Origin of the sequence: Shewanella algae (assembly GCF_009183365.2) — a bacterium.
Lineage (GTDB): Bacteria > Pseudomonadota > Gammaproteobacteria > Enterobacterales > Shewanellaceae > Shewanella > Shewanella algae.
In genome coordinates this window covers 4,480,529-4,499,485 of sequence record NZ_CP068230.1, presented here as the reverse complement: position 1 = coordinate 4,499,485, position 18,957 = coordinate 4,480,529, and the positions used below count along the sequence as shown (strand labels likewise).

Below are 18,957 nucleotides of genomic sequence, written 5' to 3'. Positions count from 1 at the left end.
GATCAGCATGTCAGAAGATGCATTTGACGCAATCATAGTGGGAGGCGGGCTCGCCGGCTGCGTTGCTGCCTATGTCCTGGCCAGTCAGGGCGCCGATGTTCTGGTGATTGAACGCGGCAACTATGCCGGGGCCAAGAATATGACTGGCGGTAGACTCTACGCCCACAGCCTGGAAAAGATTATGCCCGATTTTGCCAAACGGGCGCCGCTGGAGCGTAAGGTTACCAAGGAAAAAGTATCGTTTCTCACTGATGATACTGCAGTAACCCTGGACTATCACAACGGCCGTGGTCAGGAGTCGGTAGAGGAATCTTATACTCTGCTCAGGGGCACTTTCGATCAGTGGCTGGCCGAACAAGCCGAGGAAGCCGGTGCTCAGTTTATTACCGGTATTCGGGTTGAAAAAATCCTCAAGGAAGACGGTAAGGTCATAGGGGTGGAGGCCGATGGCGACTCACTGCTGGCCAAGACAGTGATTCTGGCTGAAGGGGTCAACCCTCTTCTGGGGGAACAGCTAGGCATGGTTAAGCCCAAGGTGCAATCCAGTGCCATGGCGGTCGGAGCCAAGGAGCTTATCGCCCTGTCAGAGCAGCAGATACGGGATCGCTTTAATGTCAGCGGTGATGAAGGCGTTGCCTGGCTGTTTGCCGGTTCACCCTCCAATGGTCTCTTGGGCGGGGGCTTCCTTTACACCAATAAAGACACTGTTTCTTTGGGGATTGTTTGTGGCTTGCACCACATAGAAACCTCTTCCAAGACAGTGCCGCAGATGTTGGAAGACTTCAAGAATCATCCGGCGATCAAGCCTTTGATTGAAGGCGGCAAGTTGCTTGAGTACTCAGGCCACGTGGTTCCCGAGGCCGGACTGAACATGCTGCCCAAGCTGGTGGATGACGGTGTCTTGATTGCCGGGGATGCGGCAGGCTTCTGTCTCAACGTGGGCTATACGGTCCGCGGAATGGACTTGGCTATCGCATCCGGTGAGGCCGCCGCCAGAGCCGTACTTGCCGCCAAGGCCAAGAATGATTTCAGTGCCGCCGGACTCGGTGCCTATCAAACACTGTTGGACAACAGCTTCATCATGAAAGATCTCAAGCTGTACCAGAAATTACCCGCCTTTATGGAGAACCCAAGGATCTTCAATCAGTACCCCAAGCTGGTCGCCGACATTATGCAGGAGATGTTCACCATAGATGGCAGCGCCTCGCAACCTCTGCGCAAGACCCTGATGAAGCATGCCAAAGAAGTGGGTTATATGAATCTGATTAAAGATGGTATTAAGGGGATGACAGCGATATGAGCGAGCCAGTCAATGTTGATGTGAAATTGGGGGTGAACAAGTTCTATGTCGATGAGGGACATCCACATATTGAGCTTGTTGAAAACCCGGATATCAATGAATTCCGTAAGTTGGTTAACGCCTGCCCAGCAGGACTCTATAAAATTCAGGACGACGGCAGCCTTAAATTTGACTCTGCCGGTTGTTTGGAATGTGGCACCTGTAAAATGCTTTGCGGTGAAACCATTATCAAGAAATGGGAATATCCCAGAGGTACATTCGGTATTGAATATCGTTATGGCTAGTGCCGCTTGAAAACCTTAAATCTGAATTTAAGTTAGTTTTCTAACGAGCTCGATTGTGCAAAATGAGAGCATGCACTTTTAATGTTGTTAGGCCTGTTGAATAAACAGATTTTGATAATGCTTAACTTGAAGCGCTGTGCTCTTATTTGTTTTAACTTTTAACCTGTTTAAAGATTTGTCTGCGACTTATGTAGTTTGCTAACTGTAACCGTTTTCTCACTTTTGAGCTTCAGATTTGTTTTAGTCCCATTTTTTATTCAGTATTTCTCGACTGAGAAATCAGGCTGAAGATTAATGGCACATTTTGTGAACGAATAAATCAACCATGTTTATTGGTTTAATATAAGAGATTAGCATATGAAAGCTAAAAAGTTCGATGAAATGGAGTTTACGCCATTACATAAGAAAATCATGTTTTGGGGCAGTGGTGGTCCCTTCCTCGACGGTTATATTCTGGTCATTATTGGCCTGGCGCTTGAGCAACTGATCCCTGAAATGCAGTTGGATGCCAACTGGATAGGCCTGGTTGGGGCATCTACCCTGGTGGGCCTATTTGTCGGTACCGCACTCTTTGGTTACATCGCCGACCTATTCGGTCGTAAGTTAATGTTTCTAATAGATATCATAGCGATAGCCGTGTTATCTGTCGCCACTATGTTCGTTTCATCGCCGATAGAGTTAGTGGTGATGCGCTTCCTTATCGGGGTAGTGATAGGGGCCGATTACCCCATTGCCACCTCCATGGTGGCCGAGTTTTCCCCAACCAAGAAGCGGGCCTTTACCATGGGCTTCATAGCCTTGATGTGGTATGTGGGCGCTACTGCGGCCAATGCGGTAGGTTATCTGCTTTATGAAGTTGAAGGTGGCTGGCGCTGGATGCTCGGCAGCGGCCTGATCCCTTGTCTGGTAATCCTGCTTGGGCGTTTCCATCTACCCGAGTCGCCACGCTGGCTGCTGCGCAAGGGCCGTATCGCCGAGTACAAACAAGTTATGCAGCAGTACTTTGGCGGCAATATTCATATTGAAGCGGAAGAGAAGATCGATACCCAGTATCGTAAGCTGTTCGAAAAACGCAACTTCACCATGATCATCTTTATCGGCACAATTTGGACCTGCCAGATCATTCCCATGTTTGCCATCTACACCTTTGGGCCGCAGATAGTCGGGGCCTTGGGTTTTTACGATGGCAAAGACTCGGCGCTTGGCAACATTATTATCAGTACCTTCTTTATCATAGGTTGTATTCCGGCCATGTATTGGCTGGATTCCATGGGCCGTCGACCACTGCTTATCATCAGCTTTGCCATGATGACCTTGTCACTGGCCATGCTGGGACTGGTTTCCTCGCCTGGTATCTGGGTAGTGATTGCGGCCTTTGGCATGTACGCCTTCTGCTCCGGAGGCCCTGGGATCTTGCAGTGGCTCTACCCCAATGAGTTGTTCCCTACCGATATCCGCGCTTCGGCCGTGGGTGCCGTGATGTCTTTCAGCCGTATAGGCACCATACTCTCGACCTATGCCTTGCCTGTGTTTATGAACGCTTATGGCGTTTCCTGGACCATGATGGCCGGTGCCGGTATTTCACTGTTGGGCTTGGTGGTTTCCATCTTGCTGGCACCGGAAACCCGTGGCATGACCCTGGCGGACACCAGTGTTGCAGGATTTGTAAAGCACTGACTTATCAAATACTAAGAAATCGCCGCCTCATGGGAGGCGGCAACGGCTTCAACGGTCGGCGACATAAGGGTTGTGGCGCCGCTCTTCAGCAAAAGTGGACATGGGGCCATGACCGGGAATAAAGCAGGTATCTCCCCCCAGTGGCCAGAGTTTGTTCTTGATGGAATCCAGCAGCGCCGCGTGATTCCCGCCGGGAAAATCGCAGCGGCCTATGGAGTGTCTGAATAGCACATCGCCAACCCAGGCCAACTTGGCCGCCGGGGCAAAGAATACCAGGTGGCCTGGTGTATGGCCCGGGCAATGAATCACCTGAAGTTGTAACTCGCCGACCCAAATAGTGTCATCCTGCTCAAGAAAACGGTCTGGATAAAAGACATCACAGTGGGGAAATTGATATAGACGACATTCCTCCGGCAACATATCAAACAGAAAAGTATCATCCTTATGAGGGCCGAGTATTTCGGCCGATGAACTCTTAGCCAATAATCTGGCCGCGCCGATATGATCTATATGACCATGGGTCAGGAGTATCTTATCCAGCTCCAGTTTATTGTCTTCAATAAAGCTTGTTATCTTTTCTACTTCACCACCTGGATCTATTACAGCGGCCTTGTTGCAACCATCTTGCCAAACAATACAAGCATTTTGTTTGTAATGAGTTACAGGAATAATTTTGAAATTTACATTTTGAGTCATTTATATCTCCACAATTATATAACTATAAACTGAGTTTACTTGTCGATAGATTCTATTGATTGATATTGCTCAATAAATCAAAAATTATTTTCTGTGATTTTATATTTAAATTAATTAAATGGATTGCTTCAGGCTTTAAATTTATACCTTATTGTTCAATAATCTATTTCACTTGGATTATTGTGAAATGGCTCAAAGGGATTGCGGGCTAATTTCTATAATATTGACCATGTTCCAGCATTTCTCTCTGGATTGACTCGAATATGCCTGGGGTTATACTGCCGTAGGTACCTGTCGCAGAGTTTAGACAGGCGTCCTGCTTACTGATGAAAACTTGCTGAGGTATCGATGAACTATCGACTGACAAACGAACAAGAAGCATTTATTGCAGGAGTAAGAGACCTGATGTCACAGGAGGACTGGGAGCGCTATTTCTCCGCCTGCGACGACAACAATGAATATCCTGAACGTTTTGTCAAAGAGCTGGCCAAGCTGGGGCTGGACAGTTTGCTGCTTCCGGAAGAATACGGCGGCAGCGATGCCGGTCTGGTGACTCTGGCCTTGATCTGGGAAGAACTGGGGCGCCTCGGTGCGCCAACCTATGTGCTTTATCAGATGGCGGGTTTTCCCACTATATTGCAGGAAGGTACCCAGGAGCAGATCGACAAGATCATGGCCTATATAGGTACCGGCAAACAGGTGTGGAACTCGGCGGTCACCGAGCCGGATGCCGGCTCGGATGTACGCAGCCTGCAGACCACTTATACCCGAAAGAAGGGCAAGGTCTACCTCAATGGCACCAAATGCTATATCACCAGTGCCGCCGAGACCCCTTACCTGGTGGTGATGGCCAAAGATTCCGCCAGCTTCGAGCCAGTTTTCTCCGAGTTTTTTGTCGACATGAGTAAACCGGGGATCTCTGTCAGCCACTTGCCCAAGCTGGGACTGAAGATGGACAGTTGCTGTGTGGTGGAGTTCGACAATGTAGAGCTGGAGGAAAAGGACTTTTTCGGTACCGAAGGCAACGGGTTTGCCAGGGTGAAGAAGGAGTTTGATCTGGAGCGTTTCCTCATAGCCTGCAGCAACTATGGTTGCGCCTATTGCGCCTTCGAAGATGCCGCCCGTTATGCCAACAAGCGGGTACAGTTTGACTTGCCGATCGCCAAGACACAGCTGATCCAGGAAAAGTTTGCCTATATGTCGGTGCAGCTCACCAACATGAAGAACATGATTTATCACACCGCCTGGAAGGCCGACAACGGCCAGATGACCCCGGGCGATGCCGCTAAGTGTAAGCTCTACTGCTCCAAGGCGGCCTTCGATGTGGTTGACAATGCCATGCAGGTGTTTGGCGGCCAGGGGATCACCGGCGAGCATCGCATCAGCCGCTTCTGGCGCGATCTGCGGGTCGATAGAGTTTCCGGCGGCTCGGAAGAGATGCAGGTGCTGACGCTGGGTCGGGAAGTGCTCCGGGAGTATGTCTAGTCTTTAGGTAAAGACAGATACCGCCCACAATGTGGCCGAGTTGGCCTTCCTGTTGGCCAAGCTGCAACCGTTACCTATCTGAAGTCTTACTGTAGTTGGTACTGGATAACTCCGTCCTGGGTCAGGCGGAAGATCCACAGGGAGTCGCCTTCGCGGTAATACCAGCTGTTGGCCAGGCCTTCTTCGGCTTTTAACTGAGAAGTGAACTCGCTCATTGCCGCGGCGGGCAGACGGAAACTGCCGCTGGAGCTGTTGTTGTCCAGATCATTGTTGACCTTTATCTCCGTGGCCGAGGGCGGCAATATCGGTGGCAGCCAGCCTCGCTCGAATACTCCTTCAGCCCGTGCTTCGGCCTCGGTGGGGTATTGTTCGCTGATGACATCGCTGCAACCCCAGAGTAAGGCGGTTAATGTCAGCATGGAGCTGATGGAAAGGGAACGCATCAGTGGTTTCATCTTGGGCTCCTTGTCAGTGAAATGGCGTTTTACTGTAACAAAGGCGGCCTGTACCTAGTCTGAAGCCAAGTGAATTGATGGGTGAGCACTGAACTCAGTGTCCACCCATCGGCTGGTTAATGCTTACCACAGCTTGGATGTATAACACCTTCAGTGTTGTTGCCAAGCCCGAGGAAATCGAGGATATGTGGGGTCACGCCATCGACCTGCGTCATGGCGGTTTGGCTTAAATCTCCCTGGCAATAGGGGCTAATGCCCGGGTTATCCAGGCTGTTGTTGAGGATCAGAAAGGTATTGCGCTCGCCGGTACTCTGGCCGCCATGACCGGTTCCCAAACCGCCGTGATCTGAAGTCACCAGAATCAACCACTCTTCGTCCTGATAGTTGGGCCTTGAGGTCAGCGCTTGCAGCACTTGGGCTATCTGCTGATCTTCGTCGCGTATCTTTTGCTGATAGGTGGGATGCAGTGGTGCATAGGCATGGGTATGAATATCTGTGTTATGCAGATAGTAGAAGATGGCCGTGGGTGGGTTTTGCCAGCCCAGCCACTGTTTGACCGTGTCTGTAGCCTGTTGTGAGTTCTTGTTGGCATTGCTGACCACGAGATCGGCCTTGGCGGGTTTCAGGTTGTGGGTCAGATTGAACCAATCGGCAACCAGCGCCGTGGTTGCGGTAGGGTAGGCCTGCTTTATCAGATCAAAGACATGAGGTTTTTGCAGCACAAGGCTACTGTCGTTGGAGTGGACGCCGTGTTTATCGGCCCAGAATCCGGTGAAGACGCTGGACCAACCTGGCCCACTGAAGGTGGACTGGTGTCCACCGGCCAGCAGATTGTTGTGAAAGGCGCCTGTTGCAATCAGGCTATCCAGTGCCGGCGTCTCGGCGCAATCCTCACATTGGATGGCATCGCCCCTCAAACCGTCCAGTCCTATCACCAGAATGTGTTTATTACCGGGTATCGGGTTCTTGATGCCGTGGCTGTCGAAGCGCTCATAGTAGTCCATCGGCTGTTGCCCCTTATTGAGCTGCAGGCCACCTACGTCGGCGGCTCTCTGGCTGCTGAGGCTGCAATTACCGCTTTGGGTGTGGTAGTTGAATGACTGACACCAATAGCTTCTCTGATCATCGACACAGGCATCGGCACAGGCCTCTGCGCTCAGGCCGGGCAGCTGTTCGCTGTTGTACCCGGGTAAAAAGGCTTGCTCCACATGAACAAACTGTTCGAGTGAACTTGGCTCTAAGCTGTAATGGGCATAGGGGTTACCGGGATAATCTGTCTTGAGTCCACCGACATCGGCCGCGCGTTTGTCGCTGAGATCGCAGGATTGATTCTGTTTGTGATAATCAAAAGAGACGCACCAACTGCGTCCTTCCTCAAGACAGGCACTGGCACATTGAGCCGCGGTTACCCCGGACAACTTCTCTGAGTTGTAACCGGAAATCGCAGCATTGTCTGTCATCTCAAACCTGGACAGCGGATTGTCGCTCGCCTGGGCGCCGGCCGCGGCCAGCAGCAATAGGCTGAGACTCAGGGGTGAAGTTTTCATTGTTAGCTCCTTGCTTTATAGGGAAGGCAAGTGGGTATCTGCCTCTTCCCCGGTTATGGGTTCCCGGTTTATTTCAGTGAAAGCTAATGACGGGGCTGTGAATCCTGATTCAGTTTTAGTTAATTACGGCTAGGCAAAAGCAAGCCCCGGGTCACCCGAGTGTCATTGCCTCTGTTGAGAATGGCTGCATTCGAACACAGACGAGGACCTATGAAATGCGCTCCACCTTAGCTTGCCTGTTGCTGCCCATAATGGCGGCGACTCCAGCCCTGGCCGAAGAATCGGCTCCGTTGCAATTTACTCTGAATACTGATGGCGGCATCAAGGTCGCCAATCACGACAAATCGGCCACTTTTCAGTTGGGTGGTCGCTTGCAATTCGACTATGACGCCACCGAATCAAAAGATAACCAGCTCGATACCGAGGACTTCGATGTGCGCCGGGCACGTTTGTATGTCAAAGGGCATGTCGGTGACTGGGGTTACAAGGCGCAGTTCAACATTGCCGAGAGTGACGGCGGCAAGGGAGGCAATGCCGAAGATCTCTATCTGAGCTACCTGGGATTTGGCAAACAGGCGCAGATCACCATAGGTAAACAGGCCGAGCCTTTCGGCCTGGAACGCCTGATGAGCTCCAAGGATATTTCAGCCCTCGAACGCAGTGCCATGACTGAACTGCACAGTCCGGGCCGGGCGCTCGGGGTCAAACTGCACGGTGTCGGAAGCAACTGGACCTATGCCCTGGGGGTATTTGAGTCAGATGGCGACGGTGGCAACGACTTCGAACATAAGGCGATGACAGGTCGCTTTACTTATACCCCCTACCAAGTAGGTGATGCCGTTATTCACTTAGGCGCCAGCTACACCCAGCGTGATGCCGATGTCAGCGAAGATGAGGTCAAGGGCTATGGCCTGGAACTGGCGGCCAGTAGCGGCCCTTTGCATTTGCAGGCGGAATACTTCGGCAGCGAGTTCGGCGATGAAGATCTCGACGGTTTCTATGTTCAGGGCGGCTGGGTGATTACCGGGGAATCCCGTCCTTACAAGCAAGGCAACTTCGGCCGGGTCAAACCGGGCAATGCCTATGGTGCCTGGGAGCTGGTATTGAGGTTCGAACAGGGCGACGGCAATTATGGTGATATTGGCCTGGACAAGAGCACTCAAGTGTACGACGGCAATATGTACACCCTGGGGGTGAACTACTACGCAGATAAAAATGTCCGTTTGGGCCTCAACTACTCCAAGGGTGAAGCCGAGGACCTGCTGGGGAACGAGTTCAGCGGCAGTGAACTGCGGGCCAGGTTCCAGTACGCCTTTTAATTCAATGGCTGCGCCTGGGGTTGTCACAGTTCTGTCTTGATATGACGTAATAATGACGTTTCTGTTACGCCGGCAGGCGCAGGTTTAATAGCACAGCGAGGAAAACAAGATGAACAAGCTCAATCAACTGCTGCTCACTCTGAGCCTTACCGGGGCGGCTATTTTCAGCCAAAGTGCGCTGGCATTGGAGTCGCTGAAAATAGCCTTGATCCCATCGGAAGATTCCCGCGCCATGATCAAACAGTCACAGGCGCTGATGGATGAACTGGGTAAACAATTGGGGATTAAGGTCGAAGGCTTTGTTGCTACCGACTACAACGGGGTGATAGAAGCGCTGAGAGCCAAGCATATTGATATCGCCTATCTGGGTCCCTTCTCTTATGTCAAGGCGACTCAGGTCACGGATGTTGAGGCCTTTGTGGTGGCCGAAACCAAGAAGAAGGGCGCTGTGGCCTATCACAGCCAGATCATCGCCAGAGCCGATTCAGATATCAAAGATATTCAGGATCTTAAGGGTAAAGACTTCGCCTTTGTCGACCCTACTTCCACCTCAGGTTATGTGTTTCCTATGGTGGGATTGAAGCATGCCGGTATTGAACCCAAAGACGACTTTGCCAACCTCATCTACACAGGGGCTCACGATGCCAACATACTGGCAGTGAAAAATCGCCGGGTGGATGCTGCGACTGTGGCCGACAGGATCCTCAGTGCCGCCGTCGACAAAGGCATGATCGGCAGTGAGGAATACCGTGTGGTTTGGCGCTCGCCGGCTATCCCCGAGTCTCCCATGGTTTGGCGTAAAGACCTGGCCGAAGAAGACAAGCAGAAGATCCGCACTGCCTTCCTGAGCCTGAAGAATCTGCAGTTTGGCGATCAGGGTGAGGTCAATCGCTATGTGGCTACAGATGATGCCGCATACGATGTTGTCCGCGAAGCTGCCAAGTTGGCACGGCAGTAATGGCAGGGTCAGAAAGATGATTGAAGTCAGAAACTTGAGTAAAGCATACGGCGAGACCCGGGTATTGGAAGATATCAACTTCAAGGTCGAAGCCGGTGAGTTTGTCGTGGTACTCGGCCCCTCGGGGGCGGGAAAGTCCACGCTGCTGCGCTGCATCAACCGCCTGACGCCGCCTTCCAGCGGTGAGGTGTTGATCGACGGCGAGTCCTATCCGGTGGGAGACAAGCATGCCTACCGAATATTATCTCAGCGAATTGCGATGGTGTTTCAGCATCATAATCTTGTTGATCGTTTATCTGTAATCAAAAACGTGCTCACCGGGCGCATGGCCAAGATCCCCTTCTGGGCCTGTCTGTTGCAGCTGTTTCCCAAACAGGATGTGGAGGCGGCATTGAACGCCATCGCCCAGGTTGGACTGGAGGAGAAGGCCTGGAATCGCGCCGATAACCTCAGCGGCGGCCAGCAGCAAAGGGTTGGCATCGCCAGGGCGCTGGCCCAGGAGCCTGACCTTATATTGGCCGACGAGCCAGTGGCCAGTCTCGATCCCAAGACCTCAAGGCAGATCCTGGGGTATATCCGCGAAGTGAGCCGCAAGAACAACATCGCCGTGCTCTGCAACCTGCACCAGATAGATTACGCCATGGAATTCGGCCAAAGGATCATAGGGATCTCCGGCGGCCACATAGTCTTCAACGGCAAGCCCGAGGAGCTGACCCCCGAGATAGTGGCGCAGATCTATCCCGGCCTGGAAGATGAAGGCATTGCCAAGTTGGTCAGTCGCACCGCCGAGGAACTGCGGCGCAAGAAGGCCGGCGCACCGGTGTTGAAGGAGGCCCTATGTTGAAACAGTATCGATTTGTGGCCAATGCGCCACGTGGCCCCATGGGCTGGTGGGTGTTGCTGCCCATAGCTTTGGTCTCGCTGGCCACACTCAGCTGGACGGTGACAGGCACAGACACTGAAATTGGCAAATTAGTGCAGGGACTGCCCTGGATAGCCGACTTTATCGGCCGCATGTTGCCTCCCAATCTAAGCTATATCACTGACAACCTGATAGACCCGGCGCTGCAGACCTTGCAAATTGCGCTGTTGGGGACTTTGTTGTCCATAGTGTTGGCCGTGCCGGTCAGCTTACTGGCTGCCCGTAATCTGTCACCCAACGCCTGGCTCTATCACAGCAGTCGTCAGGTGCTGAACGTGCTCAGGGGCATAAATGAAATTATTCTGGCACTGATCTTCGTAGCCGCCGTTGGCCTTGGGCCCTTTGCCGGTGTGCTGGCGTTGGCAGTGCATGGTGCAGGCATGGTGGGCAAGTTCTTCTCTGAAGCGATTGAAGAGATAGATCAGGGCCCGATAGAGGCGATGCGCGCCTCAGGTTGCTCGACGCCGAAAATCGTGCTGTTCGGCATACTGCCACAGGTATTGCCGGCATGGATCGGGGTGGTGCTGTACCGCCTGGAAGCCAATATCCGTATCTCCACTATTCTGGGAATGGTCGGCGCCGGAGGCATAGGCTTTGAGCTGATGACCACCATGAAGTTATTCGAGTATGAGAATACCGCCGCTTGTGTGCTGGTTATCCTCTTGCTGGTGTTTGCTACCGACATCATCTCCGCCAGATTACGCAGTTTTATTCGCTGATTTCAGGACCACAACAAGATGTACAGATATCACAATCCTGTAGAGATAATTACAGGGCTGGGGGCCCTGCGCGCCCTTGAATCCCGGGTGGCACAACAAGACTACGTGCTGCTGACCCACCCAGGGCAGACGTTTACGACCATGGCAGAGCGGGTGATTGCCGCAGCCGGTAGGCCTCCACGGGCTTGCTTGACCGATGTGGAAGACAATCCTTCACTGGCCAACCTGCAGCGTCTGTGTCGGCAATTACAGGCCCTGCCAGCCAAGCCAGCGCTGCTGTTGGCGTTGGGCGGTGGCTCGGTGATAGATGCCTGCAAGGTACTTTGTGCCACAGGGGGCGATTTTGACCGCCTGAGAGCCATGCTCAATGGAGCCGAGCCCGTGGCGCCCTTGCCCTATATCGCGATTCCCACCACCTCGGGTACCGGCAGCGAAGTGACCTGCTGGGCCACGGTTTGGGATCCCGAGATGCAGCGTAAGCACTCCTTGGCGCACCCGGCGCTTTATGCCCGGAGCGCTTTGTTGGAGCCCGAGTTGACCTTGAGTTTGCCACTGAATCTCAGCATTTCTACCGCACTCGATGCCCTGTCTCATGCGCTGGAAAGCCTGTGGAATCACAACCGGAATCCGCTGAGCAGCCAATATGCAGTGAGAGCAGCACAGATGATTTTATCTCAGCTACCTAGGCTTAAGCTTTGCAGTCATGAACTGGCACTACGGGAGACACTGCAGCTGGCCTCCCTGTTTGCCGGATTGGCGTTTTCCAATACCAAGACCTCACTGGCACATAACATCTCCTACCGGGTGACGTTGGAAAAAGGGGTCAGCCACGGCCAAGCATGCAGCTTTACTCTGCCGATGATCATCCGCGCCATGAGTGGCGATACCCAGGTACAGCCGCTGTTGGAGCAGATTTTTGGTTGCCAGCCACTATTGGCCGCAGAGCGGTTGGAACAGCTACTGCTCAGGCTGGGTATCGATGTTGACCCCAGACGTTATGGTTATCGGCCCCAGCAGTGGCTGGCACTGGTAGCCGAAGCGGCCGATGGTCAGCGAGGGCGCAACTTCAGCGGCGACCCGCAGCGCCTGTTGGCGCTCTATCAACAAAGTTTTCAGATGGATGAGGTAATTTCATGTCAAAAGTAGCGGGTGTGATATTCGATTGGGCCGGAACCACAGTGGACTTTGGTTCCTTTGCACCGACCAGTATCTTTGTCGAGGCCTTTGCCCAGGCCTACGATTTCGAACTTTCACTCAAGGAAGCCCGTGGCCCCATGGGGTTGGGTAAGTGGGACCATATTCGCGCTCTGGGTGATACTCCAGCCATCGCTGAACGCTGGCTGGCGCAATTCGGCCGTCCTATGAGTGAGGAGGATGTCGATGTTATCTACCGGCGTTTTATGCCGTTGCAAATTGCCAAGGTCGGCGAGTTTGCCGACCTTATCCCGGGGACGCTGGAGACAGTAGCCTGGCTCAGGCAGCAAGAGATCAAAATAGGTTCTTGCAGCGGTTATCCTAGGGAAGTGATGGCTGAGTTGTTGCCGGCGGCCAAGGCGCGCGGCTTTGTTCCCGACTCTGTGGTCGCTACCGGTGAACTCAGTGCCGGTGGCCGTCCAGGCCCTTGGATGGCGCTGCAAAACGTGCTCAATCTGGGGATTGCCGATGTTGGACATTGCCTCAAGGTGGATGATTCGGCGCCTGGCATTCACGAAGGGCGCAGTGCCGGCATGTGGACTGTAGGTCTGAGTCTTTCCGGTAACGAATCCGGTATGACACTGGCAGACTTTCTGGCTGCTACAGAGGCCGACAAGGTGTTTGCCCGCCGTACCGCTTCTGTCAATCTGGCTGCTGCAGGGGCGCACTACATCATTGATACTATTGCGCAGTTGCCTGAGGTAGTGCTGGATATCAACGCCAGATTGGCACGGGGTGAGCGGCCCTGATATTCAAGCAAAATCACTGTTAAGCAGCCCTTATTCTCCAGCAGGAAAGGGCTGCTTTTTTGTATGGCTGGATTGCGTTTAACCAGTGCCGGCAAGCCGGGATCAAACATTTATCTGGGTATCCTTGTGCTGGGCGACTAGGGCTATCAGGGTCTTTATCATGGGGGAGTTGAGCTGTTTATTGTGTACCACCAGGCTGCTGCTGGCCTTGAGCTGGTCACTGACAATCCGCTTGGTTACTATCTGTTCGTGGGGCGTATGCTCATCCTCGGCCACCACAGAGATACCCAGGCCCTGGGCGACAGCTTCGCGCACCGATTCGCGGCTGCCCAGTTCATAGGCAAGCTGAGGGACAATGCCCGCGTTTTTCAGCGCGCCAAGAAACAGCTTGCGGGTCAGGGAACCTGGCTCGCGGATCAATAGCTCCTCATTGGCAAAGTCTTCTATGCTCAGGGTGTCCTTACGACACAGCCGATGGTCTCTTGGCAAAATCGCCATCAGCTTATAGCGATAATAATGGAAAGCCTGCAGCCCTGGCTGACTCTGTGGCAGGACAAAGAAACCGGCATCCACAGCTTCTGTCTCCAGCAGTTGCAATACCTTGTTGGAGGCGGCAAAGGTGATATTGACCTTGATGTTGGGGTAAATAAGCCGAAACTCGCGCACTATGGCCGACAGTCTGACAGGGTTGACGGCGGCGATATGCAGCTCGCCGGTTTGGCTTATGCTGTGGGAAAGCAAAATAAACTCGGCTTCTTTCAGCTGGCTGAGTATTGCCCTGAATGAAGGCAACAGTGCCACCCCGAGCTGGGTCAGGCGATTATTTTCCCGCTGGCGCAGAAATAGCTTGGCGCCATAGGCTTCTTCCAAAGAGGCTATCTGATTGATGATAGAGGGTTGCGATACTTGCAGGTGTTCGGCGGCCTCTTTAAAACTGCGCTGCTGCGCCAGAGCACAGAAGGCGCGGATCTGAGCGAGTGAAATTTGAGGCTTGGACATCTTTTCACGAGTAAACAGGGGCTGATGGCATAATTTTGCTACCAATTTATGACGCCACTATGACATGACCTGGATACAACCAGGATATAAGAGCAGAGATCAGAGCTGTTGCAGGCTGGCCAGCAAACGGTCCATCGCCCGATAACCCAGGGCCTGGGCCAGATGGCGTCGCTCGACCATGGGGCTGAGCTGCAGATCGGCTATGGTGCGCGCCACTCGTTGCAGCCGATGAAAGCTGCGCACCGATAATCCCAGCTGATTGACACTCTGTTCGAGAAACGCCAGATCGCCGGGTTTGAAACCTGCCTGCTTCAATGCCTTACTGCCCAACTGGCTATTGAGTACGCCGGCGCGGCTGAGTTGTAGTTCCCGCGCTGCCGCTACTCTGGCGGCTATCTGCTCACTGGTTTCACCTTGCGCCGCATCTGAAGTCAAGGCGCCTGGCGGGAGTTTTGGCACCTCAATGGTGAGGTCGAATCTGTCAATGAAAGGGCCTGACAGCCGGGCCAGGTAACGGCGGATCTGCTCTGGGCTGGCGCGGCTTCCCGGGCCGGCATCTCCACATGGGCTGGGATTCATGGCGGCGATGAGTTGAAAACGGGCATCGAAGCGCAGTTTGGCTGCGGCGCGGGAGATGATGACATGGCCGGTTTCCATGGGTTCACGCAAGCAGTCGAGTACCTTGCGGGGAAACTCGGCAATTTCATCGAGAAACAGCACTCCCAGGTGAGCCAGTGAAATCTCGCCGGGTTTGGGAATCGAGCCGCCACCCACCAATGAGATGGCGGAGCTGGTGTGGTGCGGAGCACGAAACGGGCGGCGATAAAACTCCCCCGGCTCAGTAGCCATACCGGCCACTGAATGAATCGCAGCCACTTCCAGCGCCTCTTCATAACTCATGGGGGGCAGGAGTGAGATTATCCGGCTGGCCAGCATGGTTTTGCCTGTGCCAGGTGGCCCCAGCATCAGCAGGTTATGCCCGCCGGCGGCAGCGATTTCCAGCGCTTGTTTGGCTTGATATTGGCCTATGACCTCCGACAGGCAGTCACTCGAGTTCGGCTTGGACTGTTCCAGCCATTCGGTTCCCGGTACTATCCCCGGCAGGGTTTGCTGTCCATGCAGATAGGCGGCGATATGTTGCAGGTGCTGGGCCAGGCAACACTGTTGATAGCCCACCAAATCCGCCTCACTGCGGTTATCCTGTGGCAACACCAGTTTGATGCCTCTTTGACGGGCGGCGATGATCACCGGCAGGATACCAGTGCAGTGCCTGACCTCACCGGACAGCCCAAGCTCACCGACAAATTCATGATCGTCCAGAGATTTCAGTGGCAGTTGCCCGGATGCTGCCAGAATACCAATGGCAATAGGAAGGTCGTAACGTCCACCTTGCTTGGGCAGATCGGCCGGTGCCAGATTGATGGTTATCCTGCGCATGGGGAATTCAAAACCCGCATTGATTATGGCGCTGCGGACTCTTTCTCTGGCTTCCTTGACCGAAGCTTCCGGCAACCCCACCAGATTGAAGGCCGGCAGGCCGTTGGAGAGGTGAGCTTCGACCAGTACCTGAGGCGCCTCCACACCTTTGGCGGCTCGGGTGGCAACTCTGGCTATGGGCATAACAGTTCCTTTGTAGTGCGCTTCCCTGATTCAGTAGAGTGTAGCAGTTGCCTGGATTTACAGTGGCTTGAGGGAATAGCGGTTCTGGCCTTATCGACAGAGGTTTCCAGAACCCGGGAATGGACTGCACCAATAGCTATCACCCTGGAAGGCGGGATTAGATGACTTTCTTCATACACCTTAGACTGGTGTCTGTTTCATTGGAGAAGCAGAAAATTTGGTCGACCAAAGTGTAGTGCCACACCACTTTATAGTCAGTCGCCAGCAAGAGCTTCAACAGTGACAGTGCAGGGTTGGCAAACAAGACTTCCAGCGAATCGGCTGAGACAGGGTAGACTTTAACCTGTTCGACCTGAACTGCATTGTCGTGCAGTACCAGCCTGGAGACCTTGCCGGAAAAGAGTATTTTCCCATCCGTTTTTTCTTTGTTGTCACTCAGTTGCAACAGCCCCCAGAAGCTTTCTGAATCAATATCTATGTAGAGGGAAAAAGTGATGCGCTTGACCTGCTTATCAGGGCCTTCTACTTCCTTGATCATCTGGTACATGCCATCTATGTCCTGAACCTCGTGATAGTCATATAGAAGGTTAATGATGATGGAACTCAGCAAGAGGGCTAGAGGGATGGTGATTGGCAGCAGTTTCTTTAACTTTGGCATACAGTTCCATCCTTCAGCTTATTGAGTATTGAGGCATCTGCATAACTGACATAGGTATTAATACTGTTATGCGATTTATTAATGCAGTCGATCGAAAATAAACCTGATCTATGGCTCAAGATAATAGTGTCTCTGTTATCCTTTATTGTTCTCCCAATTTCATAGAAGTCTACAGTGCCAATGAGTTGATAGTTTAGTTCTTCAATGACTGAGTTTATGGCTTGCTTGTCTATTGTGTTCTTGATCCTTGATATAGTAATTATCTTATTTATTCCGTTGGTGTATATTTTTATTCTGGGTGGTGTGTGTGTCAGCGCTTTTGTTATTGCGAATGGTACAAAGAATAATGCCAATGATATGCTTGTGATATACAGAATTCGTCTTAAGCTGAAGTTGGTCTTTTGTGGGGTAGGCGTTACCGCTTCGGTATAAACGGGATTGATGTTGTCATTGATGAACTCCAGCTGGATATTGCCCTGAAGTGTATCAAGGCCGTAACCAAAACCTTTCTTGGTGAATATAATGTTGTTGCCGGAAATCTCTCTGAATATTCTTCTCAGATTGGCAATGGCAACTGGAATGGAATTTGGGGAAACAATTCTTCCATGCCAGCCGGCATCCAAGAGTTTATCTCTGCTTACTGCTTGGCCTCGACTGAGGTATAGCTCTTTTAATATATAAAATTCTGGAATTGAACATTTATATCCTTTGGTGTCTGTTTTGATAATTGGGTTGTCGTTGTTTTGGCGAGCTGTGATTATTTTCCTACCTTTAGTGATGTCCATTTTTATTCCTATTGTTTTTGTTTTTAATTTAAGTTTCTACATGTTTTACGTCCTAATAATAAGTAATAAAAAATCCTGTTGTTGAGATAATGTTTCATTAATCAATAGAGTGTTAATTTTGCAAGTTATTGATTCTTAAGCTCAATGCTTGTGTTGTCAATAGTGGGTATCCCTTAGGCTCCATTTATTAGTTTTTATAACTGCGGGATTAACTCCACTGGTGAGAATCTCTGCCTTGATCCCGCAAAATGCATAGTGTTAACCGAATGCTGGTCTGTTTGTCGGGTTGTTGCTGTTCAGTGCTATCAAGGGGGAAACATGCTTACGCAGCAGAGATGTGACAATACGGATTCCGGCAATGAGCCGGGCAGCATAGGCAAGCTGTTTAATGAGTACAATAACGCACCATTAACTGAAGCTCATTTTCAGGAGATAGTTGCCAGAAAAATAAGCGGCTGTGCCCAAGAGGTGGCTTATGAAGTATTATTCAGGCCTGGAAAGCTATGCTTAAGTGTGGAAGGCTTCTATGCCAATCTGCATCAAAAAGAGCTATTGAATTTATCTCTGGAGCAGTTGCATCAATTGGCGGCTATTGATTACAGGCATCTCGATGTTTTGGCCCTGGCTGGCCACAAAATTGCACGGCTGTTTATCAATATAGAAGCTAGAATCATCTCATCTTTAGAGGCTGAATTGGTTTGGCTAAAAGAAACATTGAAACAACAAGAGGTGGAGTTGGTTGTTGAAATTACGGAACGTTTGTCAGCCAAGATTGCTACAACTGCTTTTGCCAGTATCGCCAAGTTACATGATTTTGGTGTTAAATTTGCTTTGGATGACTTTGAGCCTAAAGGTGATTTGAGACGGCATTGGATTAATACTGCTTGCGTCGATTATATCAAATTGATCCTTCCCCGCGGTTTTGAAAAATCAGAAAAAGTCAGGCTGGATTTTATTGACTATATATATCAATTAAAAAATCAGGCTCAGGTTAAGGTGATTGTTGAAAAGGTAGAGACGCTGGAGCAATTTTTGGTGATGGAGTTGGTACCCTATGATGGTTTGCAGGGATACCTGTTTTCCCAGCCGGAAAAGCTGGCGCAAATAGAGTTGCACCAGCATGCCTTTGGGTGACATCGCAGGCGCGAATTCACTTGTTTAACGGATAAAAAAGGTCACTGTCACGGCAAAAATTTCTCGTTATCTGAATGTAAAATCTACTGGTAGATTGTGTGAGACTTCTCTGTGCTGCCCCATGGGATGGCACTTTACTCACACAAGGAAACAAGATGAAAAGCTTAACTCTGCTGCTGGCCGGTATGTTACTCAGTGGTGCTGCCCTGGCAGCCGATGAAGAAAACGCCCTGCCTCAAGCCAGTGAAACCGATATTCAACAACTGCAGCAAGCCTGTTTGCAAATGGCCGATGAAGACGCGGTGCCAGCCGAAGAACGTCAGGAATATCTGCTGACCTGCGTTAATGATCAACTCAACGAAATGGGTTATCAGCTTCTGGAAAGTTTGCCAGAGGTTAATTAATCTCCACAAGGGCAGCCCATCTGTGTTTTAATTCTCCGGTATACGATATGCA

Annotated in this window: 19 protein-coding genes; 12 read left to right on the top strand and 7 right to left on the bottom strand. The window is 51.7% G+C overall.

Translation table 11 applies throughout. The annotated features are described in order from the left end of the window. The first annotated feature begins 7 nt into the window (after positions 1-7). From E1N14_RS20010 to E1N14_RS20000, 3 genes are all read left to right on the top strand, one after another. A complete protein-coding gene (locus E1N14_RS20010) occupies positions 8-1,300 on the top strand; it encodes an FAD-dependent oxidoreductase (RefSeq protein WP_062793635.1) in 1,293 nt (430 codons plus the stop codon). Next, entirely contained in the window at positions 1,297-1,584 is a 288-nt protein-coding gene (locus E1N14_RS20005; protein ID WP_025010089.1) for a 4Fe-4S dicluster domain-containing protein, read from the top strand. The genes E1N14_RS20010 and E1N14_RS20005 overlap by 4 nt, the downstream gene beginning before the upstream one ends. A 357-nt stretch (positions 1,585-1,941) precedes the next feature. Then, positions 1,942-3,261, top strand: coding sequence for an MFS transporter (locus E1N14_RS20000; RefSeq protein ID WP_062793634.1), 1,320 nt, complete (start codon positions 1,942-1,944; stop codon positions 3,259-3,261). A gap of 48 nt (positions 3,262-3,309) precedes the next feature. On the opposite strand, the gene E1N14_RS19995 is transcribed toward E1N14_RS20000, so the two are convergent. Next, positions 3,310-3,957: an MBL fold metallo-hydrolase gene (locus E1N14_RS19995; RefSeq protein WP_025010088.1), complete on the bottom strand. Its 648-nt coding sequence runs from the start codon at positions 3,955-3,957 to the stop codon at positions 3,310-3,312. A gap of 348 nt (positions 3,958-4,305) precedes the next feature. Here E1N14_RS19995 and caiA point away from each other — a divergent pair, with 348 nt between their 5' ends. After that, positions 4,306-5,442: a crotonobetainyl-CoA dehydrogenase gene (gene caiA / locus E1N14_RS19990; RefSeq protein WP_025010087.1), complete on the top strand. Its 1,137-nt coding sequence runs from the start codon at positions 4,306-4,308 to the stop codon at positions 5,440-5,442. Positions 5,443-5,528: 86 nt separating this feature from the next. Here caiA and E1N14_RS19985 read toward each other — a convergent pair whose 3' ends face one another. Then, positions 5,529-5,897, bottom strand: coding sequence for a YbbD-related protein (locus E1N14_RS19985; RefSeq protein WP_051541835.1), 369 nt, complete (start codon positions 5,895-5,897; stop codon positions 5,529-5,531). A gap of 116 nt (positions 5,898-6,013) precedes the next feature. Further along, the gene (locus tag E1N14_RS19980) at positions 6,014-7,444 is read right to left on the bottom strand and encodes a PAN domain-containing protein (protein ID WP_025010085.1); all 1,431 of its coding nucleotides are present in this window, start codon (positions 7,442-7,444) and stop codon (positions 6,014-6,016) included. Between the two features lie 215 nt (positions 7,445-7,659). Here E1N14_RS19980 and E1N14_RS19975 point away from each other — a divergent pair, with 215 nt between their 5' ends. The 6 genes from E1N14_RS19975 to phnX all read left to right on the top strand — a co-directional run bounded on the left by E1N14_RS19975 (position 7,660) and on the right by phnX (position 13,305). Continuing rightward, positions 7,660-8,763 (top strand): OprO/OprP family phosphate-selective porin, encoded by a 1,104-nt coding sequence (locus tag E1N14_RS19975; RefSeq protein ID WP_025010084.1) that lies wholly within the window; start codon positions 7,660-7,662, stop codon positions 8,761-8,763. A 109-nt stretch (positions 8,764-8,872) separates the two neighbouring features. Beyond that, the gene (gene phnD / locus E1N14_RS19970; RefSeq protein ID WP_062793633.1) at positions 8,873-9,721 is read left to right on the top strand and encodes a phosphonate ABC transporter substrate-binding protein; all 849 of its coding nucleotides are present in this window, start codon (positions 8,873-8,875) and stop codon (positions 9,719-9,721) included. Between the two features lie 16 nt (positions 9,722-9,737). Then, positions 9,738-10,565 (top strand): phosphonate ABC transporter ATP-binding protein, encoded by an 828-nt coding sequence (gene phnC, locus E1N14_RS19965; RefSeq protein ID WP_025010083.1) that lies wholly within the window; start codon positions 9,738-9,740, stop codon positions 10,563-10,565. Further along, on the top strand, positions 10,559-11,362 hold the full coding sequence (gene phnE / locus E1N14_RS19960; RefSeq protein ID WP_045283250.1) for a phosphonate ABC transporter, permease protein PhnE: 804 nt from the start codon (positions 10,559-10,561) through the stop codon (positions 11,360-11,362). Before phnC ends, phnE begins: the two co-directional genes overlap by 7 nt. An 18-nt stretch (positions 11,363-11,380) precedes the next feature. Continuing rightward, positions 11,381-12,508, top strand: a complete 1,128-nt coding sequence (locus E1N14_RS19955; protein ID WP_037436805.1) for a phosphonoacetaldehyde reductase — start codon at positions 11,381-11,383, stop codon at positions 12,506-12,508. Continuing rightward, positions 12,496-13,305, top strand: coding sequence for a phosphonoacetaldehyde hydrolase (gene phnX, locus E1N14_RS19950; protein WP_025010082.1), 810 nt, complete (start codon positions 12,496-12,498; stop codon positions 13,303-13,305). The genes E1N14_RS19955 and phnX overlap by 13 nt, the downstream gene beginning before the upstream one ends. A 102-nt stretch (positions 13,306-13,407) precedes the next feature. On the opposite strand, the gene E1N14_RS19945 is transcribed toward phnX, so the two are convergent. From E1N14_RS19945 to E1N14_RS19930, 4 genes are all read right to left on the bottom strand, one after another. Continuing rightward, positions 13,408-14,304: a LysR substrate-binding domain-containing protein gene (locus tag E1N14_RS19945; RefSeq protein WP_025010081.1), complete on the bottom strand. Its 897-nt coding sequence runs from the start codon at positions 14,302-14,304 to the stop codon at positions 13,408-13,410. Positions 14,305-14,403: 99 nt separating this feature from the next. Beyond that, positions 14,404-15,924, bottom strand: a complete 1,521-nt coding sequence (locus E1N14_RS19940) for a YifB family Mg chelatase-like AAA ATPase (RefSeq protein WP_025010080.1) — start codon at positions 15,922-15,924, stop codon at positions 14,404-14,406. Between the two features lie 157 nt (positions 15,925-16,081). Then, entirely contained in the window at positions 16,082-16,582 is a 501-nt protein-coding gene (locus tag E1N14_RS19935) for a hypothetical protein (RefSeq protein ID WP_025010079.1), read from the bottom strand. Continuing rightward, entirely contained in the window at positions 16,570-17,367 is a 798-nt protein-coding gene (locus tag E1N14_RS19930) for a winged helix-turn-helix domain-containing protein (RefSeq protein WP_025010078.1), read from the bottom strand. Before E1N14_RS19930 ends, E1N14_RS19935 begins: the two co-directional genes overlap by 13 nt. Positions 17,368-17,685: 318 nt before the next feature. Here E1N14_RS19930 and E1N14_RS19925 point away from each other — a divergent pair, with 318 nt between their 5' ends. Beyond that, positions 17,686-18,501 (top strand): EAL domain-containing protein, encoded by an 816-nt coding sequence (locus tag E1N14_RS19925; protein ID WP_025010077.1) that lies wholly within the window; start codon positions 17,686-17,688, stop codon positions 18,499-18,501. A gap of 155 nt (positions 18,502-18,656) precedes the next feature. Then, entirely contained in the window at positions 18,657-18,905 is a 249-nt protein-coding gene (locus tag E1N14_RS19920) for a hypothetical protein (protein WP_025010076.1), read from the top strand. Positions 18,906-18,957: the final 52 nt, after the last annotated feature.